At 71.6% G+C, this 24,499-nt stretch carries 23 protein-coding genes and 1 pseudogene; 12 read left to right on the top strand and 12 right to left on the bottom strand.

Annotation, left to right across the window (positions count from 1 at the left end):
* Positions 1-70 precede the first annotated feature (70 nt).
* Positions 71-982, bottom strand: a complete 912-nt coding sequence (locus ACSU53_RS13285; RefSeq protein ID WP_437027535.1) for an HAD family hydrolase — start codon at positions 980-982, stop codon at positions 71-73.
* A 96-nt stretch (positions 983-1,078) separates the two neighbouring features.
* Between ACSU53_RS13285 and ACSU53_RS13280 the strand changes: the two genes are divergently transcribed.
* From ACSU53_RS13280 to ACSU53_RS13260, 5 genes are all read left to right on the top strand, one after another.
* Entirely contained in the window at positions 1,079-1,357 is a 279-nt protein-coding gene (locus ACSU53_RS13280) for a glutaredoxin family protein (protein WP_437033176.1), read from the top strand.
* Between the two features lie 290 nt (positions 1,358-1,647).
* The gene (locus tag ACSU53_RS13275; RefSeq protein ID WP_437027533.1) at positions 1,648-2,409 is read left to right on the top strand and encodes a redox-sensing transcriptional repressor Rex; all 762 of its coding nucleotides are present in this window, start codon (positions 1,648-1,650) and stop codon (positions 2,407-2,409) included.
* Positions 2,406-4,115 carry a glutamyl-tRNA reductase gene (locus ACSU53_RS13270; protein WP_437027531.1) on the top strand — a complete coding sequence of 570 codons (1,710 nt, stop codon included), beginning with the start codon at positions 2,406-2,408 and terminating at the stop codon, positions 4,113-4,115. Before ACSU53_RS13275 ends, ACSU53_RS13270 begins: the two co-directional genes overlap by 4 nt.
* On the top strand, positions 4,108-5,067 hold the full coding sequence (gene hemC / locus ACSU53_RS13265) for a hydroxymethylbilane synthase (protein WP_437027529.1): 960 nt from the start codon (positions 4,108-4,110) through the stop codon (positions 5,065-5,067). Before ACSU53_RS13270 ends, hemC begins: the two co-directional genes overlap by 8 nt.
* Positions 5,064-6,779 (top strand): uroporphyrinogen-III synthase, encoded by a 1,716-nt coding sequence (locus ACSU53_RS13260; protein WP_437027527.1) that lies wholly within the window; start codon positions 5,064-5,066, stop codon positions 6,777-6,779. The genes hemC and ACSU53_RS13260 overlap by 4 nt, the downstream gene beginning before the upstream one ends.
* A gap of 151 nt (positions 6,780-6,930) precedes the next feature.
* Here ACSU53_RS13260 and ACSU53_RS13255 read toward each other — a convergent pair whose 3' ends face one another.
* Both ACSU53_RS13255 and ACSU53_RS13250 read right to left on the bottom strand, forming a co-directional pair.
* A complete protein-coding gene (locus ACSU53_RS13255; protein ID WP_437027525.1) occupies positions 6,931-7,131 on the bottom strand; it encodes a DUF397 domain-containing protein in 201 nt (66 codons plus the stop codon).
* A complete protein-coding gene (locus ACSU53_RS13250) occupies positions 7,128-7,961 on the bottom strand; it encodes a helix-turn-helix domain-containing protein (protein WP_437027523.1) in 834 nt (277 codons plus the stop codon). Before ACSU53_RS13250 ends, ACSU53_RS13255 begins: the two co-directional genes overlap by 4 nt.
* Positions 7,962-8,249: 288 nt before the next feature.
* On the opposite strand from ACSU53_RS13250, the gene tgmC reads away from it, so the two are divergent.
* Together tgmC and ACSU53_RS13240 are read left to right on the top strand one after the other, a co-directional pair.
* Complete coding sequence (gene tgmC / locus ACSU53_RS13245; RefSeq protein WP_437027521.1) at positions 8,250-9,452, top strand: ATP-grasp peptide maturase system methyltransferase; 1,203 nt, start codon at positions 8,250-8,252, stop codon at positions 9,450-9,452.
* A gap of 87 nt (positions 9,453-9,539) precedes the next feature.
* Positions 9,540-9,971, top strand: coding sequence for an ATP-binding protein (locus ACSU53_RS13240; protein ID WP_437027519.1), 432 nt, complete (start codon positions 9,540-9,542; stop codon positions 9,969-9,971).
* Between the two features lie 2 nt (positions 9,972-9,973).
* Here the strand turns inward: ACSU53_RS13240 and ACSU53_RS13235 are convergent, their stop codons facing one another.
* The gene (locus ACSU53_RS13235) at positions 9,974-10,504 is read right to left on the bottom strand and encodes an SMI1/KNR4 family protein (protein ID WP_437027517.1); all 531 of its coding nucleotides are present in this window, start codon (positions 10,502-10,504) and stop codon (positions 9,974-9,976) included.
* A 290-nt stretch (positions 10,505-10,794) separates the two neighbouring features.
* Between ACSU53_RS13235 and ACSU53_RS13230 the strand changes: the two genes are divergently transcribed.
* The 3 genes and pseudogenes from ACSU53_RS13230 (at position 10,795) to ACSU53_RS13220 (ending at position 13,368) form a co-directional block, all read left to right on the top strand.
* Positions 10,795-11,253, top strand: a complete 459-nt coding sequence (locus ACSU53_RS13230; RefSeq protein ID WP_437027515.1) for a peptidoglycan-binding protein — start codon at positions 10,795-10,797, stop codon at positions 11,251-11,253.
* Positions 11,254-11,549: 296 nt separating this feature from the next.
* Positions 11,550-11,947 (top strand): annotated as a pseudogene (locus ACSU53_RS13225) (hypothetical protein); the annotation flags it as partial.
* 329 nt (positions 11,948-12,276) lie between these two features.
* Positions 12,277-13,368: a helix-turn-helix domain-containing protein gene (locus ACSU53_RS13220; RefSeq protein WP_437027513.1), complete on the top strand. Its 1,092-nt coding sequence runs from the start codon at positions 12,277-12,279 to the stop codon at positions 13,366-13,368.
* 10 nt (positions 13,369-13,378) lie between these two features.
* Here the strand turns inward: ACSU53_RS13220 and ACSU53_RS13215 are convergent, their stop codons facing one another.
* Genes ACSU53_RS13215 through ACSU53_RS13205 form a run of 3 tightly spaced genes read right to left on the bottom strand, consistent with a single transcriptional unit; the run spans position 13,379 to position 16,258 of the window.
* Positions 13,379-14,908 carry a PLP-dependent aminotransferase family protein gene (locus ACSU53_RS13215; protein ID WP_437027511.1) on the bottom strand — a complete coding sequence of 510 codons (1,530 nt, stop codon included), beginning with the start codon at positions 14,906-14,908 and terminating at the stop codon, positions 13,379-13,381.
* Positions 14,909-14,922: 14 nt separating this feature from the next.
* The gene (locus ACSU53_RS13210) at positions 14,923-15,651 is read right to left on the bottom strand and encodes a B3/B4 domain-containing protein (RefSeq protein ID WP_437027509.1); all 729 of its coding nucleotides are present in this window, start codon (positions 15,649-15,651) and stop codon (positions 14,923-14,925) included.
* Between the two features lies 1 nt (position 15,652).
* Positions 15,653-16,258, bottom strand: a complete 606-nt coding sequence (locus ACSU53_RS13205; protein ID WP_437027507.1) for a LysE family translocator — start codon at positions 16,256-16,258, stop codon at positions 15,653-15,655.
* A 374-nt stretch (positions 16,259-16,632) separates the two neighbouring features.
* On the opposite strand from ACSU53_RS13205, the gene hemB reads away from it, so the two are divergent.
* Positions 16,633-17,634, top strand: coding sequence for a porphobilinogen synthase (hemB, locus tag ACSU53_RS13200; protein WP_437027506.1), 1,002 nt, complete (start codon positions 16,633-16,635; stop codon positions 17,632-17,634).
* 68 nt (positions 17,635-17,702) lie between these two features.
* Here hemB and ACSU53_RS13195 read toward each other — a convergent pair whose 3' ends face one another.
* The 5 genes from ACSU53_RS13195 to argS all read right to left on the bottom strand — a co-directional run bounded on the left by ACSU53_RS13195 (position 17,703) and on the right by argS (position 22,451).
* Positions 17,703-17,828, bottom strand: a complete 126-nt coding sequence (locus tag ACSU53_RS13195; RefSeq protein WP_432058697.1) for a hypothetical protein — start codon at positions 17,826-17,828, stop codon at positions 17,703-17,705.
* A 77-nt stretch (positions 17,829-17,905) separates the two neighbouring features.
* Positions 17,906-18,469 (bottom strand): hypothetical protein, encoded by a 564-nt coding sequence (locus ACSU53_RS13190; RefSeq protein WP_437027504.1) that lies wholly within the window; start codon positions 18,467-18,469, stop codon positions 17,906-17,908.
* On the bottom strand, positions 18,466-19,722 hold the full coding sequence (locus ACSU53_RS13185) for a DUF7224 domain-containing protein (protein ID WP_437027503.1): 1,257 nt from the start codon (positions 19,720-19,722) through the stop codon (positions 18,466-18,468). Before ACSU53_RS13185 ends, ACSU53_RS13190 begins: the two co-directional genes overlap by 4 nt.
* Positions 19,719-20,465, bottom strand: a complete 747-nt coding sequence (locus ACSU53_RS13180; RefSeq protein WP_437027501.1) for an ABC transporter ATP-binding protein — start codon at positions 20,463-20,465, stop codon at positions 19,719-19,721. The genes ACSU53_RS13185 and ACSU53_RS13180 overlap by 4 nt, the downstream gene beginning before the upstream one ends.
* A 228-nt stretch (positions 20,466-20,693) precedes the next feature.
* Positions 20,694-22,451, bottom strand: coding sequence for an arginine--tRNA ligase (argS, locus tag ACSU53_RS13175; RefSeq protein ID WP_437027499.1), 1,758 nt, complete (start codon positions 22,449-22,451; stop codon positions 20,694-20,696).
* A 216-nt stretch (positions 22,452-22,667) separates the two neighbouring features.
* Between argS and lysS the strand changes: the two genes are divergently transcribed.
* The gene (lysS, locus tag ACSU53_RS13170) at positions 22,668-24,410 is read left to right on the top strand and encodes a lysine--tRNA ligase (RefSeq protein ID WP_437027497.1); all 1,743 of its coding nucleotides are present in this window, start codon (positions 22,668-22,670) and stop codon (positions 24,408-24,410) included.
* The last annotated feature ends 89 nt before the right edge of the window (positions 24,411-24,499 follow it).

Here is a 24,499-nt window from a genome sequence, read left to right as displayed (position 1 = left end):
CGCGGGCGCCCAGGTCAGCGCCCTGTCGGCTCCGGTCTCCGGGCCCGGTCCGGGTCCGCGTACGCGCGGCTCAGCGGCGGCGGCGGTGCAGGGCGATGGCCGCCGCGGTGCCGCCCGCCACGGCTCCCACGCCGGCCGCGGCGGGGATGCCGACCTTGGCCGCCTTGCGGCCCGTGCGGTAGTCCCGCAGGCGCCAGTCCTTCTCCCGGGCGTGCTTGCGCAGCTTGGCGTCCGGGTTGATCGCGTACGGGTGGCCCACCAGGGACAGCATCGGGATGTCGTTGTGGGAGTCGCTGTACGCGGCGCAGCGGGAGAGGTCCAGGCCCTCGGCGAGGGCCAGGGCGCGGACCGCCTCCGCCTTCGCCGGGCCGTGCAGCGGCTCGCCGACCAGTTTGCCGGTGTACACGCCGTCGATGGACTCCGCGACGGTGCCCAGGGCTCCGGTCAGTCCCAGCCGTCGGGCGATGACCTGGGCGATCTCCACGGGTGCGGCCGTGACCAGCCAGACCCGCTGGCCGGCGTCGAGGTGCGCCTGGGCCAGGGCCCGGGTGCCGGGCCAGATCCGCTCGGCCATGTACTCGTCGTAGATCTCCTCGCCGATGGACTGGAGTTCGCTGACGCGGTGGCCCTGCACGATGGAGAGCGCGGAGTCGCGGGCCTCCTGCATGTGCTCGGGGTCCTCGACCCCGGCCAGCCGGAACCACGCCTGCTGCCAGGCGAACCGGACGAGTTCGCGGGTCTCGAAGAACTTCCGCTTGTACAGGCCGCGGCCGAAGTGGAAGAGGGCGGCGCCCTGCATGACCGTGTTGTCCAGGTCGAAGAACGCGGCGGCCTGCTCGTCGCCGTGCACCGGGAACTGGGGTTCGCGGTCGGCGAGGTCCTGGGTGGACTTGCGGGCTGCCTCCGCCGAGGCCTCGCCTGCCAACACGCTCCGCGCCGTGGCGGAGCGCCTACGGGGGGTGAGCCATCCGAGAGCGGCCATGGCGTGAGCATAGCCAGTCGGACGGGTCGTTCCGGAGTCACGACGGTGCGGACGCCGTGAACTCGGCGGGTCCGTGTCGTGAACCGGCGCGCGACAATGGCCGGCATGAGCCCTCTCTTCCGCCGCACGGCGCCCAAGGACCGTCTCGTCACGCTCATCCGCAAGCCCGGCTGTCACCTGTGCGACGACGCGCAGGTGGTGGTGGAGAAGGTGTGCGGTGAACTCGGTGTCCGCTGGGAGCAGCGGGACATCACCGAGGACCGGGACCTGTACGAGCAGTACTGGGAGCAGATTCCCGTCGTTCTCGTCGACGGCGAGCAGCACACGTTCTGGCGGGTCGACGAGGACCGGCTTCGTAAGGCGCTCAACGACTGACTGATCAGTCCAAAGTGTGGGGGCGATGCGCTTAGGATTGATGGTGACTGGGTCTCGGGGGCGGGATAGACAGAGGAGGGTGTGCTGTTTTGCCCCCGGAAGTAAAGGTGCAGCGGCGCTCACGTGCCGGTTCCGCGCGAATGCGCCGTGGTTGCGTGACCCCGGTCACGTTGGCCGGGCAAATCGGACACCATCTTTGTGCACGCGTTCACAAAGACATAGCCTGCATGCGACGGGGCGGTCCGGGGACGTATGACCGCCTGAAGCCCCGCTCGACCCGCAGGAGCACCGTGGCAACTGGCCGAACTCACCGACCGGCGACCCGTAGCCGAGGGATTCCCGAGGCCACCGTCGCCAGGCTTCCGCTGTACCTCCGCGCCCTGACCGCGCTCTCCGAGCGTTCCGTACCCACGGTCTCCTCGGAGGAACTCGCGGCCGCCGCGGGCGTGAACTCCGCGAAGCTGCGCAAGGACTTCTCCTACCTCGGCTCCTACGGCACCCGGGGCGTCGGGTACGACGTCGAGTATCTCGTGTACCAGATCTCGCGTGAACTCGGCCTCACCCAGGACTGGCCGGTTGTGATCGTCGGGATCGGTAACCTCGGCGCCGCGCTCGCCAACTACGGCGGGTTCGCCTCCCGCGGGTTCCGGGTCGCCGCCCTCATCGACGCCGACCCCGCGATGGCCGGGAAGCCCGTCGCCGGGATCCCGGTGCAGCACACCGACGAGCTGGAGAAGATCATCCAGGACGACGGTGTCTCGATCGGCGTGATCGCGACCCCCGCCGGTGCCGCCCAGCAGGTCTGCGACCGGCTCGTGGCCGCCGGTGTCACGTCCATCCTGAACTTCGCGCCGACCGTGCTGTCGGTGCCGGACGGCGTCGACGTGCGCAAGGTGGACCTCTCCATCGAGCTGCAGATCCTCGCCTTCCACGAGCAGCGCAAGGCCGGTGAGGAGGCCGCGGCCACCGCCGCCGTGCCGCGCACCGCCCGCAAGAACATCACCACCGACCAGGGGCCCGACGGGGACGTGCCCGCCGTGATGCCGACATGAGTCTGCTGGTCGTCGGCCTGAGCCACCGCAGCGCGCCGGTCAGCGTGCTGGAACGGGCCTCTCTGAGCGCGGACGCGCAGGTCAAGCTGCTGCAGGACACGGTCGCCGCCGAACCGGCCACCGAGGCCTCGGTGCTCGCCACCTGCAACCGCATCGAGCTGTACGCCGACGTGGACAAGTTCCACGCCGGTGTCGCCGAGCTGTCCACGCTGCTGGCCCAGCACAGCGGGGTCGGCCTGGAGGAGCTCACTCCCTATCTCTATGTGCACTACGAGGACCGGGCCGTGCACCACCTGTTCTCGGTGGCGTGCGGGCTGGACTCGATGGTCGTGGGCGAGGGGCAGATCCTCGGCCAGATCAAGGACTCGCTGGCTCGCGCGCAGGAACTGCACACCGCCGGGCGGCTGCTGAACGACCTGTTCCAGCAGTCGCTGCGGGTCGGCAAGCGGGCCCACTCCGAGACCGGGATCGACCGTGCCGGGCAGTCCCTGGTGACCTTCGGCCTGGAGCAGCTGGCCCGCGGCGCGGACGTCGGCGCCTGGGCGCGGGGCAAGACGGCCCTGGTGGTCGGCGCCGGTTCGATGTCGTCGCTGGCCGCGGCCACGCTCGCGCGGGCCGGGGTCGCTGAGATCGTCGTGGCCAACCGGACCCCCGACCGGGCCGAGCGGCTGGCGCAGATCCTGACCGAGGGCGACGACACGGAGGCGCTGGCCCGCGCCGTGCCGATGGCCTCGGTGCCGTTCGAGCTGACACGTGCCGACATCGTCGTGTCCTGCACCGGCGCCACCGGGACCGTGCTGACCGCCGACATGATCGCGGCCGGCGTCGAGGGACGCACCGGTGAGCCGGCTGTCACCCGCCCGGCCGCCGAGGCGGAGCCCGCCGCAGGCGAAACGGTGCTGCCGCCCGCCTCCGCGGACGCCGACGACAACTGCCCGCTGGACCTGTCCGCCGTGCAGCCCGGCTTCTCCGTGATGGGGGAGGCCGCGGTGGCCGGCATGGACGCCGCCACGCTGGAACAGCACGCGGCCTGGGCCGCCGGCAGCGCCGTCGAGCGCCGCGAGGGCGGCCGACGCGCCGTCGAGGCGGAAGCCGAACTGATCGGCGCGCTGGCCGCGACCGCGGCGAGCGCCGGCCGGATCCCCGAACGGCGCCGTCCGGAGCCGGTGCAGGAGCCGCCGCGCCCGGAGCCCGTGCAGTTCCTGCTGGACCTCGCGATGCCGCGGGACGTCGACGCGGCCGTGCACCGGCTGGCCGGAGTGCGGCTGGTGGACATCGAATCGCTCGCCGACGCGTCCGCGGACGCTCCGATGGCTGCCGATGTGGACCAGGTCCGGCGTATCGTCTCCGACGAAGTCGCGGCCTTCGGGGCGGCGCAGCGGGCGGCGCACATCACGCCGACCGTGGTCGCCCTGCGCACCATGGCCGCGGATGTGGTGGCCGGTGAGATCGCGCGTCTCGAGGGGCGGTTGCCCGGCCTGGACGACAAGCACCGCGCGGAGATCACGCAGACCGTGCGGCGGGTGGTCGACAAGCTGTTGCACGCACCGACCGTGCGGGTCAAGCAGCTCGCGGCCGAACCCGGCGGCGCCGGGTACGCCGACGCGCTGCGCACCCTGTTCAACCTCGACCCCGAGACGGTGGCCTCCGTCTCCCGCGCCGAGGAAAGCACCGAAAAGGCAGAAACCGAGGGCCGGCATGACTGAGAAGGCACTGAGGCTCGGGACCAGGCGCAGCAAGCTCGCCATGTCCCAGTCCGGGCAGGTGGCGGAAGCCGTGAGCCAGGTGACCGGACGGCCCGTCGAGCTCGTCGGTGTCACCACGTACGGTGACACCTCGCGCGAGCACCTCGCGCAGATCGGCGGCACCGGTGTGTTCGTGGCCGCGCTGCGCGAGGCCCTGGTGCGCGGCGAGGTGGACTTCGCGGTGCACTCGCTGAAGGACCTGCCGACGACGCCGCACCCGCGGCTGACGCTGGCCGCCGTCCCGGTGCGCGAGGACCCGCGGGACGTGATCGTCGCGCGTAACGACCTGAAGCTGACGGACCTGCCGGACGGCGCCCGCATCGGCACCGGTTCGCCGCGTCGCATGGCGCAGCTCAACGCGTACGCCCGGGCCCGCGGCACGGCCGTCGAGACGGTGCCGATCCGCGGCAACGTCGACACCCGGCTGGGCTTCGTGCGCAGCGGCGAGCTGGACGCCGTGGTGCTGGCCGCCGCGGGCCTGAACCGGGTCGGCCGCAGCGACGAGGTGACCGACTTCATCCCGGTCGACACGGTTCTGCCCGCCCCCGGCCAGGGGGCCCTGGCGGTCGAATGCGCCGCGGACGACGCGGAGCTGATCGCCGCGCTCGCCGAGCTCGACGACCCGTTCACGCGGGCCGCCGTCACGGCCGAGCGGTCACTGCTCGCCACCCTGGAGGCCGGGTGCAGTGCTCCCGTGGGCGCACTGGCCGACCTCCTGAGTGACGGGCAGATTGCCAAGGAAATGCGCCTGCGCGGCGTCGTCGGCACGACCGACGGCTCGCGGCTGGTGCAGCTGTCCACCACCGGTCCCGTGCCCGAGACGCACGAGGCGGCGATGGCGCTCGGTCGCGAACTCGCCACCGAGATGCTCGCGCAGGGCGCGGCCGGTCTGATGGGGGAGCGAGCACATTGAGCCCCACCACCCTTCCCGCCCCTCCGGAACAAGGGCACGTCACCTTCCTCGGTGCCGGACCCGGGGATCCGGGACTGCTGACTCTGCGCGCCGTGGAGGCGCTGGCGAACGCGGACGTCCTGGTCGCCGAGCACGAGGTGCTCGACGTGGTGCGCCGGCACGCCAGGCAGGGCGTTGCCGAGGTGCTCACGGACACGGACGCTTCGGGCTCTTCCACGGCAGCCGTTCCGGGCACGGGCACGCCCCAGCTGACGGTCGTTGACGGCGCGTCAACAACCGCCGGTGCGCCCGCGATGCGGGATGCCGCACATCTTGTCATGGAGGCCGCGCGGGGCGGCAGGCGGGTCGTGCGTGCCGTGTCCGGTGACCCCGGCCTCGACGCGTACGCCGCCGAGGAGATGCTGGCCTGCGCCGCGGCCGGGGTGACCTTCGAGGTCGTCCCGGGCATCGCGACCGCGGTCGGTGTGCCCGCCTACGCCGGTGTGCCGCTGCGCGACCCCGAGGGCACCGACGTGCGCTTCGTGGACGCCCGTACCGCCTCCGACCGGTGCTGGACGGAGGTCGGGGCCTCGGACGCCACCGTGGTCGTCTCCACCACGCTGGACTCCGTGGCCGCCACCGCGGGCGAACTGGTGTCCGCCGGTCGCAAGCCCGACACCCCCATGACGGTGACCGTCGCCGGGACCACCACCCGGCAGCGCACCTGGACGGCGACGCTCGGCACGATCGCGCAGACCCTGAAGCAGGCGAAGGTGCTGCCCTCGCCCGATGGCGGAAGGCCGGTGATATCCGTGGTCGGTGAGCGGTCCGCCCCCGCACAGCGGGCGGAGCTGGCATGGTTCGAGTCCAAGCCGCTGTTCGGCTGGAAGGTCCTCGTACCGCGCACCAAGGAGCAGGCGGCGTCGCTCTCCGACCAGCTGCGCTCCTACGGCGCGGTGCCGCACGAGGTGCCGACCATCGCCGTCGAGCCGCCGCGCACCCCGCAGCAGATGGAGCGCGCGGTCAAGGGCCTGGTCACGGGCCGCTACGAGTGGATCGCCTTCACCTCGGTCAACGCGGTCAAGGCGGTGCGCGAGAAGTTCGAGGAGTACGGGCTCGACGCCCGTGCCTTCGCCGGGATCAAGGTCGCCGCGGTGGGTGACCAGACCGCCCAGGCCCTGATCGACTTCGGGGTCCGCCCCGACCTGGTGCCCAGCGGCGAGCAGTCGGCGCGCGGGCTGGTCGAGGACTGGCCGCCGTACGACCCGGTCTTCGACCCGATCGACCGCGTGTTCCTGCCGCGGGCCGACATCGCCACGGAGACGCTGGTCGCCGGGCTGATCGAGCTGGGCTGGGAGGTCGACGACGTCACGGCCTACCGCACGGTGCGCGCCTCGCCGCCGCCGGCGGAGACCCGTGAGGCGATCAAGGGCGGTGGCTTCGACGCGGTGATGTTCACGTCGTCGTCCACGGTCCGCAACCTCGTCGGCATCGCGGGCAAGCCGCACAACGTCACGGTGATCGCCTGCATCGGCCCGGCGACCGCCAAGACGGCCGAGGAGCACGGCCTGCGCGTCGACGTGATGGCTCCCGAGCCGTCGGTCCACAAGCTGGCCGAGGTCCTCGCCGACTTCGGCGCCCGGCGCCGGTTGGCCGCCATCGAGGCGGGCGACCCGGTCACCCGCCCGAGCGAGCGGCGTCCGGGGGCGCGGAGGCGGCGGTCGACGACGTGAGGTCGTCCGCGTGAGGTGAGGAGGGGCGCCCTTTCGGGGGCGCCCCTTTCCATGCTGCCCCGCGGCCATTGCGTGCACCGCGTCTGCGGTGCATTGCGCAGACGCGGCCCGCGCCCAAGATCAAGGATGCGGGCCACGTCCGTCTACTCCATCAGCGCTCGACTGCGTACGGCAGGAAGGCCGTCCAGGCGGCGGGGGCGACGGTGAGGCGGGGGCCGTTCGGGTCCTTGGAGTCGCGGACGAGGATGTGGGCAGCGGCCGTGGCCACCTCGACGCAGTCGGGGCCTTCGTCTGTGCTGTAGCTACTCTTTATCCAAACGAAGTTGGCTTCGGCGTAGGGCTTGAGGGTCATGTCTCTCCAAGCACTCTCTCGATGAGGGCCGTCGACTCCCGTGGGCTGAGAGCCTGCGCCCGGATGGTCCCATAACGGATGTCGAGGAGCTGTACTTCCTTCGGATCAGTGATCACGCGGCTGATGTGCTGCACCTCCACATGTCCAACTGTGGTGCCGTCCTTGAGCCTGAGCAGTCTGAACGACCCAGCGAGGCCTGAGTTCTCCTCGTGGCTCAGAGGAAGCACCTGGAGGTCGACGTTGGGGAACCTGGCGACCTCCAGCAGTCGTTCGAGTTGTTCACGCATGACCATCCCGCCCCCGATGGGCCGACGGAGCGTCGACTCACACTGGGCGAAATTGAAGAGGGGACGAGAAGTCGTGTCACTGACGATCTCCTGACGCGCCACACGCGCTGACAACCGCTGTTCGAGCTCCTCAGCCGTGAAGGTCGGCCGGCGAGCGCTGAACACTGCTCGTGCGTAGCTGCTGGTCTGCAACAGTCCGTGAACGACTGAGTTGTTGTACGCGCACAGCTCGACAGCCTCCGCCTCCAGGTTCTTCAGATCCCTTACCTTCTTCGGGTACCGGATCTCTGCCACGTCCTCCTTCATCGCGGCGATCTTTCCGCCCGCGCCCAGTGCCTCGTCCGCCGCGTCCAGGTACTCCGGCCGGGGAATCCGCCGACCCCGTTCGACGCAGGAGACCAACTCCTCTCCGTACCCGATGGCCGCCCCGAATTCCGCCTGGGTGAGGCCGGCCGCCTCCCGCCATAGCTTCAACTGCCGCGTGACGGTGCGCATCACAGCACCGGCCTCTTCGTCGCCCAGTCCTGCTTCCCACCCGCTCATGTCCGCCGCCTCCCGTCGCGCGCGTCCTCCTCCGGACCAACTCCGGTCGCCCGCGACCCGTCACGCCGGGCGGGCCGGACAGAACGCGGGCCACTGGGCATACAGCCGTTGTTTGTACGGGCTGGCCGCCTACACAGTGTGCTGGCGTGCGGACACACTGAGTGGCGCTCCGGAGCACCGGACGGTGATCGAGTGCAACCCGAACGGGCAATGGGGCTGGCTTCCCGACGCCGCGGACATCACTGAGGCGTTCGCCGATCTGCTCACCGTCGAAAGGAAGGGCCGTCCATGACGTTTCCCGTGGACCTCGAAACCGAAGCCGCGCGCCTGCGCGCGGTCATGGCGGAGGACCTCGCCGCTCGCGGGGCGCTGGACGATCCGGCGTGGCGGGCAGCGGTGGAGGCGGTGCCCCGGCACCGGTTCGTGCCCGGCTACTACCTGCCCGGCGAGAAGCGCGACGGGCGCGGGCTGACGCCGTGGCAGCCGGTCACCGCCGAGCTCGACCAGGAGCGCTGGCTGGCCGCCGCGTACTCCGACACCACGCTCATCACGCAGTTCGACGGCGACGAACCCGACTGGGAGCACCCGGCCGACCGGCACGGCGGCGCCCCGACCTCGTCCTCCACGCTCCCGTCGCTCGTGGTGCGGATGTGGGCCGACGCCGAAGTCCGGGAGGGGCACACGGTGCTGGAGATCGGCACGGGGACCGGGTACTCGACCGCGCTCGCCTGCGAACGGCTCGGGTCGGCCGGTGTGACGAGCATCGAGGTGGATCCGCGCCGGCTGGAACGCGCCGCGAGCGCGCTGCACGGCTGCGGTTACGCGCCCACCCTCGCGGTCGCCGACGGGCTCTACGGGTACTGGCCCGAGGCCCCGTTCGACCGGATCGTCGCAGCCTGCTCCTTCCGCGCCGTGCCCCCGGCTCTGGTCGCCCAGACCCGGCCCGGCGGGAAGATCCTGCTGACGCTCTCCGGCTGGCTGTACGGGTACGCCCGCGTCCTGCTCACCGTCGCCGGGGACGGTACCGCCGAGGGGCACCTGCTCGGCGGCACGGTCTCCTTCATGGCGGCGCGCACGCACGCGGCGCCGGCCTTCGGCAACCCCGCCCACTGGGTCGCAGAACTGCCGGGGGAGTCTCGCGTCGCCCGGCATGCCCCCGAGCGGATCACCGCCGCGACCGAGGAAGCCTTCTCCTTGCGCTTCCTCGCGCAGTGCGCGGTGCCCGACGCGCAGCTGTCCACTCTCGGTGACGGCGTGTGCCTCGTCGACGTGGTGAGCGGGTCGGCGGCCGAGCTGATGCCGGACGCGGACGGCGGTTGGCGGGTGCGGGAGGGAGGGCGCGTCCGGTTGTGGGAACGCGTCGAGTCGATGCTCGATGCCCATGACACGGCAGGGCGGCCGGGGCTGGAGACCTTCACTCTGTGCGTGCGCGATCGTCAACAACGCGTGCGGCGCCCGGACATGCCCTGCTTTCCCTTGCCGTCCCCCTGAGGGGCGCCCCGGACCCACCCGGGCAGCCTCCGTCCGCCCGGGCTGATCGACTTCACAGAAGGAGTTCGACTCAACACTCTGAGTGACATGAAGCGAGAAGTCACCGCAGCATCATCCGTCCCGCACCTGCACTACTCCGTGCCCCTCTCCGCCACCCGCCGGGGTGTTCGCCTGGCCCGCCTGCTCGCCGCCGAGCGACTGGAGTGCTGGGGGCTGCCGGTGGACCCGGCACGGCTGATCGTCGCCGAACTCGCCGCGAACGCGGCCCGGCACGGACGCGTCCCGGGGCGAGGCTTCCGGCTCACGCTCACCGTGACCGCGTGCGGGGTGCTGCGCATCGAGGTGACCGACCCCCGGGGCGAGAGGGAGCCGGTACGCGGGGGCGCCGTAGCGCAGCCCGGCGAGTCGGGTTACGGGCTGTTGCTGGTCGAGGAGGAGGCCGACGACTGGGGCGTGCTGCCGGGGCCGTTCCCGTGCAAGACGGTGTGGGCCGAGCTGAGGCTCGGCCGCCTTCGGTGACGTCAGCGGCAGAGTGCGTCGATGTGCTCGGAGAAGTCCGGGAACTCGGCCTGGGCCTCGGTGACGACGGTGGCGGCCGGGCGGCGCGGGGTGGTGGCGTGGCGGGCGGCGAGGTCGGCGAGGGGGGTGGTGGTCGGGCGGGGGCCGGTGTCACGGAACAGGACGACCTCCATGGGGCCGACCCCGTCCGCGAGCACCCAGAGGAAGTCGGACAGGTTCCCGGCGATGACGCCGCGCTCGCCCTCCGAGCCCAGGAAGATCACGGGTTGCTCGGCGAGGGGCCGGCCGGGGCGGGCGTGCCACAGGGCGGCGATGCCTCCGGTGCCGTCCGCGCCGAAGAGCCGGTAGGCGTCACCGTCGAGTCCGGGGTTGCCGGTCCACTGGCGGATCCAGTGCGTCGTCTCCTCGGCGGAGGAGAAGTCGTCGTAGGGCTCGAAGTCGATGCCCTCGCCGTCGGCGTAGTCGGTCCCGACGCGGGCCAGGTCCGCGAGGGCGGGCGGGAAGCGGCGGTCGTCGCCGTGGGTCTCGGTCACGTCGGCAACGTAACCGGCCGCACTGACATCCGGTCGCTGCGGAGACTCGTTCGGCCGACTCGCCACGCTGATCCGCTGATCCGTGCGGGTCCTGCTGTCCCCTGGTCGGGACCGGTCCACAACCGTCCCCCGAATTCCCGTTGGGAAAGATGTCTCAGCAGGTCAGGGCGTGGGACGTCCCGTTCACGGGTCACATGGGGCGGCGGGCATTGCGGTTGTTGATCGACCACCACAGAGTTCTTGGCGTGCCGTCCGCAGCGGGCGGCTCCAGCTATCGGGGAGGGTGCACAATGCGAGCCATGACGAGAACGCTCGTCAGTGTCACGACTGCCGTGGGGATCGCCGCCGGGGGCGTGGCGGTCGCGGGGACAAGCCATGCGGCCACGAATCCGGACACGCAGCAGGCGTCGGTCGCGTCGATCGGCACGGAGGCGTACGCGCCGTTGGCCGTGGTCAACCTCGGCCTGACCAATTTCGAAGCGCAGCTGATCCAGGGCAAGTTCCTCAGGGGCTGGGGTTACACCGGTCCCATAGACGGGCAGCTCGGCCCCGACAGCTGGAAGGCGTTCCAGCGCAGGCTCAGCAACGGCTACGGATACAACGGCGCCATCGACGGCATCGTCGGGTCCGGAACGGTGAAGGCGCTCCAGCGCTACTTGAAGACCTGGTACAACTACACCGGCGCGATCGACGGCATCGCCGGGCCGCAGACCACGGCGGCGTTCAAGAGCATGGCCCGCGTGACCTGAGGTGATACCCGCGACCGAGTGACACGGCCCGGGGGCGCGGGGGGCGAGCGGAGTTCCTCCCGGGTGGGTGATCACCCGGCGGTACGCGGGTGAAGGCAGGGCCTCCCGCTGGCTCGGGGTGCGGATCCCCGTTGCGAGCTGTGCCGGGAGGTCCTGCCGCCGTCCGCCCCGGTCGGCCCGGGCCGCCGACTGTCCGTCGGCAAAGGCACCGCTCCGGCGGGCGTAGCGTAGGTGGTACGGCGACGTACGGATCCTTTCCCGGTACTCGGCCCCGGCGTCTGCGGACCACGCCGGCGATGCGTCGGATGGTCGCCGAGACCAGGCTGCACCCCGCCGACTTCATCCTCCCGGCCTTCGTGCGCGAGGGCGTGAGCGAGCCGGTGCCGATCGCGGGCTGCTCGTCTTGTCCGACCTGTGTCTGGACGAGACCACCGACCACGGGCACTGCGGGGTGCTGGACGAGCAGGGGCGGGTCGACAACGACGCCACGCTCGAGCGGTACGCCGAGATGGCGCAGGTCCAGGCCGACGCCGGGGCCCATGTGGTGGGCCCCAGCGGGATGATGGACGGCCAGATCGGCGTCATCCGCGACGCCCTGGACCAGATCGGCCGGGAGGACGTGGCGATCCTCGCCTACACCGCGAAGTACGCGTCCGCCTTCTACGGCCCGTTCCGCGAGGCCGTCGGGTCCTCAGACCGTTCGGCCGGCTCGTCACCGGAGCCCGGAAAGGCGGGCTGTGGTGGGGCGGGACGCCGGGGCTTCGGGCGGTAAAAGACTTAAGAACCCAGGGAAATAACCAACCAACCCAACCAAACCTGGTCTTGATCACTCGGGTGGGTGAAATCGGTCGAAGTGACTGGCGCGGCGGCTGGTCGGGCGGGCAGTCTCGGCGCAAGGGCAGTCGACCAACTCGACGCCCTCGTAAGCCGATAAGCCCGGAATCCGTGCATGAATCGGCCCCCGCTGGGACTAGCACTCCCAGAGCGAGGGCCTGACCATCGAGGAAGAGAAAGGCCTTCCCCATGGCTGAGCAGAAGCCTATCCCCGCCCCGCGTCCGCAGCAGGGTGTTCGCCGATCCGCCACCCCCTCCGGTGTCACCCACGTACGTACGTACCAGTCCGGTCAGTACGTGCTGATCGGCAACCATCTCGCCCAGCACCGGGAGTTGTCGCTGACCGCGATCGGACTCGCCGCCCACATCCTGTCGGTGCCCGAGGGCACCCCCGTCGACATCCGCAGCCTCACCGAGCGTTTCCCCGAGGGGCGGGACCGGATCGCCGTCGCGCTGCGGGAACTGGAGGCCCACGGCTACCTGCGCCGGGTGCGGGAGCACACCCCCGAGGGGCGGCTGGTGACCCGGACGTACGCCCACCACGTGCCGTTCTCGACGACGGCGCAGGCCGCTGCCCGCGCCGTCAGGGCCGTGCCCGCGCGGTCGGAGACGGGGGCGGTGCCTGTGTACCGGGCACCTTCGCCCGGGGCGCACACCTCGGACGAGGTGCCGGACCCGTCCCAGGAGGACGACCAACGCCCGGACCCGGCCGGCAGTTTTGAAGAGCCTGGCGATCCTGAAGAGCCCGGCGATCCTGATGAGCCCGGCCATGCTGATGGGCCCGATGAGCCTGATGGGCCTGGGGGTCCTGGGTCGCCGGCCCTGGGCGGGGCCGCTGCTCCGGTGGGAGGGGGCGAGCCGCCCGCCGGCCCCCGGTGCGGGGAAGCGGCCGACCTGCTCTCCGGGCTGCGCCGGACCGACGAGCGCCTCACCCTCTCCGCGCGGGACGTGAGCAGACTGGCTCCGAGTGTCGTCGCCTGGTTCGAACGAGGGGCCACACCCGGCGCCGTGCTGCGGACGCTGACCGCCGATCTCCCGGCCGTGATCAAGCACCCCGCCGGAGTGATCGCCTACCGGCTGCGGGAGATGCTGCCCCCTCCGCTCCCGGTCGCCACGGCACTCACACCGGTCACCGGAGCGGTGCAGGTCCGCCGTCCCCATCCCTTCCAGGACTGCGACGGCTGCGACCGTGTGTTCCGTGCGCCGGAGCCGGGCCGTTGCCGGGACTGCCGGTCGGGTGCCGCTGCGGGCGGGGTGGACGCGGTCGCCCGGGCGGCCTGATCACCCTCGGTCACGGCCGGCCGCGCGGTGCACGGCCCGCCCCGGACCGGCCGGACACCTCGTGCAGTGCTCGCCCGAGGAGGGCCACCCCTTCGGTGAGCGTGCCGGGCGGGTCGGCCGCGTAGCCGAGGACCAGGCCCTGGGGGCCGGGGAGTTGGCGGTGCCAGGACAGGGGGTGGCACTTCACGCCGTGGGCGAGCGCGGCGGCGGCGAGATCGGTGTCGGGGACGTCCTGGGGGTAGGTGACCGTCAGGTGCAGGCCGGCCGCCGCGCCGTGGACGACCGCGCCCGGGAGATGCCTGCCGACGGCGTCGAGCACGGCGTCACGGCGGCGGATGTGGCGGGAGCGGAGCAGCCGCAGGTGCCGCTCCAGTTGCCCCGACTCCATCAGCCGGGCCAGGACGAGTTGCGGGAGGACGGCGTTGCCCAGGTCCGCGAAGCGCTTCTCTCCGGTGAGCGCCTCCAGGCGGTGGGGCGGCGGGATCAGCCAGCCGATCCGCAGCGCGGGGGCGAGCAGTTTCGACACGCTGCCCATGTAGTACAGCCGGTCGGAGAGCAGGGAGCGCAGCGCGGGCACGGGCGGCCGGTCGTAGCGGTGCTCGGCGTCGTAGTCGTCCTCCAGGATCACCCCGCCGTCCGCCGCCCAGCGCAGCAGTTCACGGCGGCGCTCACCGCTCGTGACGACGCCGGTGGGGAACTGGTGGGCGGGGGTGAGCAGGACCGCCGGGGCGCCACAGGCGCGCAGTGCGTCGACGCGCAGCCCATGAGCGTCGACCGGCACGGGCGGGGTGGCCAGTCCCCGGCTCCCCAGGTGCTGGCGGGTGCCGAGGGAGCCGGGGTCCTCCACGGCGACACCGGTGATGCCGTCCGCCAGCAGTACGGGATGCAGCAGGGTGAGCGCCTGGGCGGTGCCCGCGACGACCAGGATCCCGTCCGGCTCGACCCGGATGCCGCGACTGCGCGCCAGCCACCCGGAGACGGCACGACGCAGCCGCGGCGCGCCGCGAGGGTCGCCGTACCCGAGGTCGGTGGCCGACATCTCGGCCAGCACGGCACGTTCGGCGCGCAGCCAGGCCGTGCGGGGGAAGGCGGACAGGTCGGGACGGCCGGGGGTGAGGTCGATGCGGGCATCGGCGGCGCGCAGCGCGTCGAAGGCGCCGGGACCGGGCGGACCGGTGAAGGGGGAGCGCATCGCGGCTCGCCCGCGAGGGGACGGCGGCCCGGGGGCGGGAGGCGCCGCGACCACCACCGTGCCGCCGCGTCCGCGCCCTTCCACGTGCCCGTCCTCCGCGAGCCGCCGGTACGCCTCGGTGACCACGCCCCGGGAGACCCGCAGTTCGGCGGCGAGCACCCGGGTGGCCGGCAACCGGCTGCCCACGGTCAGCCGGCGGTCGCCGATCGCCTGCCGCAGCCGCTCCGCCAGCCAGTCCGCCTTGCCGCCGGCGGGAGCGTCCCCGGGACGCAGTTGCAGGAAGTCGGAGCCGTGCGCCGGCGGTACGGGACCCGCCGCCGTGCCTTCCACCTCGCTCACCGTACCCATGGTGCCACGCGGGGTCAGGGCGCCCCGGTGCCGGACAGCGACTCCTCGTCGAGAACGAACTCCGGTCGCGCGGGGGTCAGGAGGGCGGTGACCGGGTCGGCCGGCCAGAGTGCGGTGAGGTCCCGGGCGATCGTCCGCAGTGCCTCCGCGACGGTGTCCGCACCGCCGTCGTGCACGGCCTCCGTCACCACCAGGATGCGGCGGGTGTGCTCGCCGACCGCGGAGTGGCCGCTCTGCCGGTTGGTCCAGCGGCGCGCGTGCGCCCGGTCGGCGGAGTCCGCGTACGTCACTTCGCCGGGGGCCGGATGCTCGGTGGTGCCGCCGAAGGTCGTGTACTCCTCATCACCCCGGGCGGGACGCACCTCCAGCAGCGGGCCGCGGATGCGGTCGGCGTCGAGCACCGCGACCGGGACGGCGTACGCCACGGAGACCGCGTTGCACAGGTCGACCACCGGGTGGATGCTCGGCAGGGCCCCCTCCTTGCGCAGCCGCCGCAGCAGCGACTCCGAGGCGCACCGGTACTGCGTCGGCTTCAGCCCCATCCGGGTGAAGACCCGCCGCCAGGCCAGCACTTCGGGGAACCGGCTCTCGGAGGTGCCGGCCAGCCGGCTCCGGGCACGGGCGGTGTACTCCTCGACGTACGGCCGGACGTCGGCCACCGGGCCGATGCCGGTGGTGTGGAGGGCGCCCGCGGCGAGGCCGGGGTGGTCGGACCAGATCGCTTCGGCGTGCCGGAACCGCACGTCACGCCACCGCCATCCGCGCGCCCAGCGCCACGAAGGAGACGGCGAACACCCGGCGCAGGCCCGTCATGACGCGTGGCCGGGCCGCCAGCCGGTCGCGGACGGCCGCGGCGGCCATGCCGTAGACGGCGAAGACGACGAAGGTCAGGGCCATGAAGACCCCGCCGAGCCGGAGCATGAGCCCGGTGGAACCGGGTGTGCCGGCGGGGACGAACTGCGGGAGGAACGCGACGAAGAACAGGGTCAGCTTGGGGTTCAGCAGGTTGAGGAGCACCCCGGAGGAGATCACGCGGAGCACCGGGCCCGGCGCGGGGTCCGCCTCGACGACGAGCGCGTCCTTGTCACGCAGGGTCGCCCAGGCCATGTACAGCAGGTAGCCGACGCCGAGGTACTTCACCACCGCGTAGGCGACGGCGCTGGTGTGCAGCAGCGCGGCGAGGCCGGTGACCGTCGCCACCAGGTGCGGCACGACACCGAGCGTGCAGCCGAGCGCGGCCACCACGCCCGTCCGGCGGCCGTGGGACAGCCCGGCGGCGAGGGTGTACACCACCCCGGTGCCGGGGGTGACCACCACGACCAGGGTGGTCAGCAGGAACGCGAGACTCAAGGGAACCCCTCCGCGAGGTCGACGGTGGCTCCAGCCTGCTGCGCCGATGGACCCGACGGGAGAGCCAAAGAGGCAGGCTTCGAGAGGTCCAAAGAGCCGAGAGGTTCACAGAGCCGAGCCGGACGACGCACCGCCCGGGACCCCGCGGGCGACGGGGGGAGGGCGGGAGGGGCGCCCCCTCGTACGGCGAGGAACCACCGCCGGGCGGGGCCACTCGGCTGCCCGTGACGTGCGGGGCCGGGCGCACGGCCGGGGCGGCCGTGGGGGCCGTGGGAGGGCTTCGCCGTGGCCCGGGCTGCGTCCGCGTTCTCCGGGGCCGGCCGCCGACTGCCCGTCGGTAAAGGCACCGTCGGGACGGGCGTAGCGTAGGTGGTATGACGACGTACGGATCCTTTCCCGGTACTCGGCCCCGGCGTCTGCGGACCACGCCGGCGATGCGTCGGATGGTCGCCGAGACCAGGCTGCACCCCGCCGACTTCATCCTCCCGGCCTTCGTGCGCGAGGGCGTGAGCGAGCCGGTGCCGATCGCGGCGATGCCGGGGGTCGTGCAGCACACGCGGGACAGCCTGAAGAAGGCGGCGGCGGAGGCCGTGGCGGCCGGGGTTTCCGGGATCATGCTGTTCGGGGTGCCGGAGGAGTCCAAGAAGGACGCCGTGGGCACGCCCGGGACCGACCCGGACGGGATTCTCCAGGTGGCCCTGCGGGACGTGCGGGCCGAGGTGGGGGACGAGCTGCTCGTCATGTCCGACCTGTGCCTGGACGAGACCACCGACCACGGGCACTGCGGGGTGCTGGACGAGCAGGGGCGGGTCGACAACGACGCCACGCTCGAGCGGTACGCCGAGATGGCGCAGGTCCAGGCCGACGCCGGGGCCCATGTGGTGGGCCCCAGCGGGATGATGGACGGCCAGATCGGGGTCATCCGCGACGCCCTGGACCAGATCGGCCGGGAGGACGTGGCGATCCTCGCCTACACCGCGAAGTACGCGTCCGCCTTCTACGGCCCGTTCCGCGAGGCCGTCGGGTCCTCCCTGCGCGGTGACCGCAAGACGTACCAGCAGGACCCGGCCAACGTGCGCGAGTCGATGCGCGAGCTGGCGCTGGACCTCGAAGAGGGCGCCGACATGGTCATGGTCAAGCCGGCCGGGCCCTACCTCGACATCCTGGCCCGGGTCGCCGACACGGTGGACGTGCCGGTCGCCGCCTACCAGATCTCGGGCGAGTACTCGATGATCGAGGCCGCCGCCGAGAAGGGCTGGATCGACCGCGACCGGGCCGTCCTGGAGTCGCTGACCGGCATCAAGCGGGCCGGGGCGCAGAACATCCTCACGTACTGGGCCGTCGAGGCGGCCCGGATGCTGGAGCGCGGTCGGTAGCAGCCGCAGCAGGGTCGGTAGCTGCAGCAGGGGCGGTGGCCGCAGCACGGTCGGTGGTCGGAGCGCGTTCAGTAGGTGAGGGCGTCCTCCCTCGACTGCTGCCAGTACGTCACGGTCAGCGAGCTCACGGTGGTGCAGCCGCTCATGGACCGGCCGCTGGTGGAGAGCTGCTCACCAGGCGCCTCTTTGATCATCAGATGCGCTGCCTGTCGGACTTCCCCGGTGTCGGCGACAGCTGTGTTCAATTGCCGCCGGCACGTCTCGGTGACCCTCAGTCGCGACTGTTGGTCATGAGCAGGGCGAGGGCGAATACGGCGATGGTGATCAGCCATGCCGGCGCGCTGCCGGCCGGGTACAGGGGCAGCGCCCACCAGGTGTGCGTCGAGGAGCCGCCGGGCTCGTAGGTGCGTCCGGTGACCAGGGTCCCGATGAGGAGTGCCATCGCGGCACCTGCCGCGGCTGCTTCGTTGACGGCGCGTCGCACAAGGAGAGCGAGGGCGAGGAGGAGGGTGAGGTTACGGGCGACGTCCATCCCTACCAGTGCCCCGGCCCCGTGCGCGAGAGCGACGGTGAGGATGACCGCGCCCCGATCGAGGCGCCAGACCGGTATCACTGCTGTCCGCTCCGTTTCCCGGAGCCGTCGGTCCATGCAGTACATGACGGCGATGACGACCAGGACGGGCGTGAAGTACTCAAGCCGGGCACCGACCATACCCCCAGCCAGGCTGGGGACGGGGACCTCGCTCGCGCCTGCTGCCAGGCAGAGCAGGACGAGCAGAACGAGGGCGCCGGGAACGGCCCACCAGCGGCGCACCGTGATCGCGTAGCAGTTCATGTGCCCACCTGGACGCAGTGCTCTTGGCTGGTGGCCTTCTGGGTGAACCAGCGTGCCTGGTCCGCTGCGGGCATGTGGCGGACCTTCTGGAGTGCTGTCCAGTGGGCGGGAAGCAACGTCTGCTGGATGGAGTTTGCATCGACCCCGATGGCGAGGGCGGCCCAGGCGGCTGCCAGCGAGCCGGGCTGACGGCAGTCGCGCACGCCGGCGTCGGCGGCCACACCGGCTACTGCGGATTCGGCGAGATCGGCTTTGAACCGGTCCTGCGCGGCTTGCTCATGCAGGGCGGGAAGCGACCAGTAAAGGGGCCAGACGCCGGGCTCGAGCGGGGTACTGACGGAGGTGAGCCGTAGCTCTCGGGGAGCGGGGATGCCTGCTGCCTTCAGACGGTTGATCGGCCCTTGGGCGTCCTGGTGCAGCTGCTCGGCGTACGACTGGTGTTCCGGCGGCACGCACACCTTGGGGGCGTCTCCGGTACAGGTCAGGGAAACATCACGCGGGTGGGTCGGGGCCCGGTATCCCCAGTCAGTCACCACGAGGTAGCCGGCCATGAGGGCTGCCGCAGCCGTGACAGCGCCGATTGTGGCCTTGGGACCGCGCCGTTGGGGGCTGGTCATCAGCCATGTACCGACGGCCAGGCCGGCGACGACACTCCAGGGGATGAAATAGACGGCCGGGTCACGGATATCGGTGACGGTGGAGCCGCCGTCGATGAAGCCGCCCAGGTGCCGTAGTGAGGGATTGGCGATGGCGTGCGGCATGGCGAGCCAGGCCCAGCAGCCGATGGCCACGAGGGGAGCCGCGAGGCTGCGGGGGAGTGCCCAGCCTATGCGCCAGCCGATGGCGGTCCATCCCAGCGGCAGGACCAGGAGGTGGGCAACGGCGAGCCATCCGGCCCCGCTGGGCCATGCCTCGGTCGCGTTGTGTGCGGCGACCAGGGCCCCGACGGCCAGTACGAGGTGGAGAATCAGGGCAGGGATGGCGGCTCGGAAGAGCTGTACGAAGGGGTTACGCGGGCTCGTCAGCCCGATGGAGCCCAGCTGCCGGTGCCTGCCCGCCTCCCAGGCGGTGGCTGCGGCCGCCGCCGGAGCGATGACGGCCATGGCGAAGGCGGCCATCTCTCCTGTCTCGACGCCGTAGTGGGAGGGGACGGTGTAGGTGACGTCCCCGATGTACAGGCCGACGTAGAACAGAGCGGGCAGAAGGAGCCACAGGGCAGCCGAGGAGCGCAGGTTCGCCCACGTGAGGTTCATTCGGCTGCCTCCAGGAGTGTCGCGTAGGCGCTCTCCAGCTGGCGGCCCGGAGCGCAGTCCGGCGCGGCATGGCCGGCGAACTCCTTGACGGTCCCCTGGAAGCGGGGGCGGCCTGCCTCAAGGACGACCACGGTGTCGAAAGCCTGGTCCAGGTCCCCGATGTCGTGGGTGGAGACGATGACGTGGACCGTGCCGCGCAGAGAGATCAGCAGGTCGAGGAAGCGGCGGCGCTGGTGCGGGTCGAGCCCGACGGTGGGTTCGTCGAGGAGGAGAATCTCGGCGTTGTGGACGAAGGCCTGCGCGATGGCGATGCGCTGGCGCTGCCCGCCAGACAGTGTCTTGACCTTGTGGTTCATCTTGTCGGTAAGACCGACGCGTTCGATGGCCTCCGGCGCGGCGTTCCACGCGTCGCGCTCGCGCATGCCCTTGAGCCAGCCCACGTACGCCACGTGCTCCCGGCAGGTCATCCCAGGAAGGAACCCTGGGCGTTGCGGCAGCCAGGACACCTTGTGCCGGTAGGTCTGAACATGCCTGCGATCGGCAAGGTCAAGGTTCCCGAAGAGAACCCGGCCCTGCTGGGGGGCGGCGGCGCTGGCGCCCAGCGTCAGCAACGTGCTCTTTCCCGCACCGTTCGGGCCAAGCAGGACGGTGTGGCCAGGTGCGAAGTTCAAGTCGAGCTGATCGAGAACTGGGCGTGATCTTGAGGTGTAGCGGAAGGTGCAGGACTGATAATGCAGGGGCATGGGGGGTTCCTCAGGCATGGACAGCCGCTCGGCCGCACCCAGGACGCGGGGGCGGCCGAGCGGCTGGGATGTGCTCAGTAATTCACAGTCAGGGACTTGACCGAGACGCGGGACCCGGACGAACCCTCATTGACCCCTCATTGACAACGACGTAGTAGTCGCCCGAGCGGCCCGCACCCCCCGGTGGGCGTGCGGGCCGCTCGTGCGCGCCGTGGTCCGGTGCAGGTGTCAGAGCCGCTCGGGCGTGCGGATGCCCAGCAGGGCCATGCCGCGGTGGAGCGTGCGGGCCGTGAGGTCGCACAGGAACAGGCGGTTGGCGACCTGTTCCGGCGAATCGGCCTTCAGCACCGGGCACTTGTCGTAGAACGCCGTGTACAGCGAGGCCAGCTGGTACAGGTACGCGGCCAGCTTGTGCGGGGCGTACTCCGCGGCGGCCTCGAAGACCGTGTCGCCGAAGGCGTCCAGGTGCAGGCCCAGTGCGCGCTCGGCCTGGTGCAGCTCCAGCTCCGGGTGGGCGGCCGGGCGGACGTCGCCGGCCTTGCGGAGGATGGACTGGATGCGGGCGTAGGCGTACTGGAGGTAGACGCTGGTGTCGCCGTTCAGCGAGACCATCTGGTCGAGGTCGAACTTGTAGTCGCGGTTCGGGGACGTCGACAGGTCGGCGTACTTCACGGCGCCGATGCCGACCTGCGCGGCCCGCTCCTGGATCTCGTCCTCGGTGAGGTCCCGCGCCTTCTCCCGCACGACTTCGGCGGCCCGCTGCACGGCCTCGTCCAGCAGGTCCTCCAGCCGGACCGTCTCGCCCTCACGGGTCTTGAAGGGCTTGCCGTCCGCGCCGAGCACCGTACCGTAGCCCATGTTGTGCGCGGTGACGCCGTCGCTGAGCCAGCCGGCCCGGCGGGCGGTCTCGAAGACCATCTTGAAGTGCAGCGACTGGCGCACGTCGACGACGTACAGCAGCGTGGTGGCGTGCAGGTCCTGGACGCGGTTGCGGATCGCGGTCAGGTCGGAGGCCGCGTAGCCGAAGCCGCCGTCGGCCTTCTGCACGATCAGCGGGACCGGCTGGTCGTCCTTGCCGCGGATGTCGTCGAAGAACACCACGAGCGCGCCCTCGGAGCGCACCGCGACGCCCCTCTCCTCCAGGAGCCGGGCGGTCTCGGGCATGCCCTCGTTGTACGCGGACTCGCCGACGATCTCCTCGTCGCGGATCTCCATGTCCAGCTTCTCGAAGACGGAGTAGAAGTAGACCTTCGACTCGTCGACGAACTGCTGCCACAGTCCGAGGGTTTCCTTGTCGCCGGACTGGAGGGCGACGACCCGCTTGCGGGCCCGCTCCTTGAAGTCCTCGTCCGCGTCGAACAGCGCACGCGACGCCTTGTACACGCGGTTCAGGTTGCTCATGGCCTGCTCGCCGTCGACCTCGCCCGCGGGGGCCAGCTCGCCGGGGTGCTCGAACAGGTACTGGATGAGCATGCCGAACTGGGTGCCCCAGTCGCCGATGTGGTGCCGGCCGATGGTCTTCTCGCCGGTGAAGTCGAGCATGCCGCGCAGGGCGTCGCCGATGACCGCGGAGCGCAGGTGGCCGACGTGCATCTCCTTCGCCACGTTCGGCTGGGCGTAGTCGACGACCGTGATGCCCGGCTTCTCCTTCAGCGGCACGCCGAGGCGCTCGCCGTCCGCGAGCCGCGCGGCGAGGTTCTCGGTGATCGCCCGGTCGGCGAGCGTGATGTTGAGGAAGCCGGGGCCGGACACCTCGACGTCCTTGATCAGGTCGCCGGTGGTGATCCGCCCGACGACCTCGGCCGCCAGCTCCCGCGGGTTCGCCTTCGCCTTCTTGGCGAGGGCGAGGATGCCGTTGGCCTGGAAGTCCGCCCGGTCGCTTCGTCGCAGCAGCGGGTCGGCGCCGGCGGCCTCCGGCCGGGTGGCCGTGAGGGCGGACGCGAGCTGCTGCTGGACGGAGTCGGTGAGGGACGTGACCGAGGCCATGGAGGCTGCCGTTCTGCTCGGGTTCGATGACACTACGAGAGCCGAGTATCCCACGCGGTGAAAAGCGGTTTTCGCGGATGCGGGCCGTCCTGGGAGAATGGGGCGGCCGGCCGTGCGACGTACGGGCCGGCCCGGGAGAAGCGCCAGGAACCTCCGGGAAGCTCCAGGAATCACCAGAACCACCGGAACCACCAGAAGAACCCCAGGAAAGAGGACGTGCCGATCGTGGCTCAGAGCACCGAGACCACCGACTGGGTCTCCCGTTTCGCGGATGACGTCATCGCCGAGTCGGAGCGTCGGGCCCCGGGCAAACCGGTCGTCGTCGCGTCCGGGCTCTCCCCGTCGGGCCCGATCCACCTGGGGAACCTGCGGGAGGTCATGACCCCGCACCTCGTCGCCGACGAGATCCGCCGCCGGGGCCGCGAGGTCCGGCACCTGATCTCCTGGGACGACTACGACCGGTACCGCAAGGTCCCGGCCGGTGTCCCGGGCGTCGACGAGACGTGGGCCGAGCACATCGGGAAGCCGCTGACCTCGGTGCCCGCGCCGAAGGGCTCCGCGCACCCGAACTGGGCGGAGCACTTCAAGGCCGCGATGGTCGAGTCGCTCGCCGCGCTGGGCGTGGAGTTCGACGGCATCAGCCAGACCGAGCAGTACACCTCGGGCGCCTACCGCGAGCAGATCCTGCACGCCATGAAGCACCGCGGGGACATCGACGCCATCCTCGACCAGTACCGCACCAAGAAGGCGCCGCCGAAGAAGCAGCAGCAGAAGCCGGTCGACGAGGCCGAACTGGAGGCCGCCGAGGGCTCCGGCGCCGCCGCCGAGGACGACGGCAGCTCCGGTTCCGCGGGCTACTTCCCGTACAAGCCGTACTGCGGCAACTGCGGCAAGGATCTCACCACCGTCACCGCCTACGACGACGCGTCCACCGAGCTGACCTACGCCTGCACCGCGTGCGGCTTCTCGGAGACCGTCCGGCTCAGCGAGTTCAACCGCGGCAAGCTGGTGTGGAAGGTCGACTGGCCCATGCGCTGGGCCTACGAGGGCGTGATCTTCGAGCCCAGCGGCGTGGACCACTCCTCGCCGGGCTCCTCCTTCCAGGTGGGCGGCCAGATCGTCGGGATCTTCGGCGGCCGGCAGCCCATCGGCCCGATGTACGCCTTCGTCGGCATCAGCGGCATGGCCAAGATGTCGTCCTCCAAGGGCGGCGTGCCCACCCCGGCCGACGCGCTGAAGATCATGGAACCGCAGCTGCTGCGCTGGCTGTACGCCCGGCGCAAGCCCAACCAGTCCTTCAAGATCGCCTTCGACCAGGAGATCCAGCGTCTCTACGACGAGTGGGACCGGCTCGACGCCAAGGTCGCCGAGGGGACCGCGCTGCCGGGCGACGTCGCCGCGCACGCCCGCGCCGTCGGCACCGCCGCCGGTGAGCTGCCCCGGACGCCGCGTCCGCTGCCGTACCGCACGCTGGCCTCCGTCGCCGACATCACCGCCGGCCACGCGGACCAGGCGCTGCGCATCCTCAACGACCTCGACCCGGCCCGCCCGCTGGCCTCCCTCGACGAGGCCCGCCCGCGCTACGACCGGGCCGAGGAGTGGATCAACACGCACGTCCCCGCCGACCAGCGCACCATCGTCCGGGCGGAGCCGGACGGCGAGCTGCTGAAGTCGCTCGACGAGCAGGCCCGGCAGTCCCTGCGGCTGCTGCTCGACGGCCTGGCCGACCACTGGTCCCTGGACGGCCTGACCCACCTCGTCTACGGGGTGCCGAAGGTCCAGGCCGGGTTCTCCGCCGACGCCACGCCGAAGGAGCTGCCGCCGGAGATCAAGACGGCCCAGCGGTCGTTCTTCGCGCTGCTCTACCACCTGCTCGTGGGCCGCGACACCGGCCCGCGCCTGCCCACGCTGCTGCTCGCGGTGGGTCAGGAGCGGGTGCGGGCGCTGCTCGGGGAGTAGCGGGAGCGGCAGGACCCCGGTCCGTCGTACGACGAGGAGGGGGCGCCCGGTGAGTACCGGGCGCCCCCTCTTTCTGTCACGGGTGGTGC

It is taken from the genome of Streptomyces sp. enrichment culture (genome assembly GCF_964273255.1).
GTDB lineage: Bacteria > Actinomycetota > Actinomycetes > Streptomycetales > Streptomycetaceae > Streptomyces.
The sequence above is the reverse complement of the archived record's forward strand: the minus strand, read 5'-3'. Positions and strand labels throughout refer to the sequence as shown.

Coding starts and splice junctions, on each gene's coding strand:
- ACSU53_RS13285 (WP_437027535.1), bottom strand. CDS start 982: ATGGCCGCTCTCGGATGGCTCACCCCCCGTAGGCGCTCCGCCACGGCG.
- ACSU53_RS13280 (WP_437033176.1), top strand. CDS start 1,079: ATGGCCGGCATGAGCCCTCTCTTCCGCCGCACGGCGCCCAAGGACCGT.
- ACSU53_RS13270 (WP_437027531.1), top strand. CDS start 2,406: ATGAGTCTGCTGGTCGTCGGCCTGAGCCACCGCAGCGCGCCGGTCAGC.
- hemC (WP_437027529.1), top strand. CDS start 4,108: ATGACTGAGAAGGCACTGAGGCTCGGGACCAGGCGCAGCAAGCTCGCC.
- ACSU53_RS13255 (WP_437027525.1), bottom strand. CDS start 7,131: ATGACCCTCAAGCCCTACGCCGAAGCCAACTTCGTTTGGATAAAGAGT.
- ACSU53_RS13250 (WP_437027523.1), bottom strand. CDS start 7,961: ATGAGCGGGTGGGAAGCAGGACTGGGCGACGAAGAGGCCGGTGCTGTG.
- tgmC (WP_437027521.1), top strand. CDS start 8,250: ATGACGTTTCCCGTGGACCTCGAAACCGAAGCCGCGCGCCTGCGCGCG.
- ACSU53_RS13240 (WP_437027519.1), top strand. CDS start 9,540: ATGAAGCGAGAAGTCACCGCAGCATCATCCGTCCCGCACCTGCACTAC.
- ACSU53_RS13230 (WP_437027515.1), top strand. CDS start 10,795: ATGCGAGCCATGACGAGAACGCTCGTCAGTGTCACGACTGCCGTGGGG.
- ACSU53_RS13220 (WP_437027513.1), top strand. CDS start 12,277: ATGGCTGAGCAGAAGCCTATCCCCGCCCCGCGTCCGCAGCAGGGTGTT.
- ACSU53_RS13215 (WP_437027511.1), bottom strand. CDS start 14,908: ATGGGTACGGTGAGCGAGGTGGAAGGCACGGCGGCGGGTCCCGTACCG.
- hemB (WP_437027506.1), top strand. CDS start 16,633: ATGACGACGTACGGATCCTTTCCCGGTACTCGGCCCCGGCGTCTGCGG.
- ACSU53_RS13195 (WP_432058697.1), bottom strand. CDS start 17,828: ATGATCAAAGAGGCGCCTGGTGAGCAGCTCTCCACCAGCGGCCGGTCC.
- ACSU53_RS13190 (WP_437027504.1), bottom strand. CDS start 18,469: ATGAACTGCTACGCGATCACGGTGCGCCGCTGGTGGGCCGTTCCCGGC.
- ACSU53_RS13185 (WP_437027503.1), bottom strand. CDS start 19,722: ATGAACCTCACGTGGGCGAACCTGCGCTCCTCGGCTGCCCTGTGGCTC.
- ACSU53_RS13180 (WP_437027501.1), bottom strand. CDS start 20,465: ATGCCCCTGCATTATCAGTCCTGCACCTTCCGCTACACCTCAAGATCA.
- argS (WP_437027499.1), bottom strand. CDS start 22,451: ATGGCCTCGGTCACGTCCCTCACCGACTCCGTCCAGCAGCAGCTCGCG.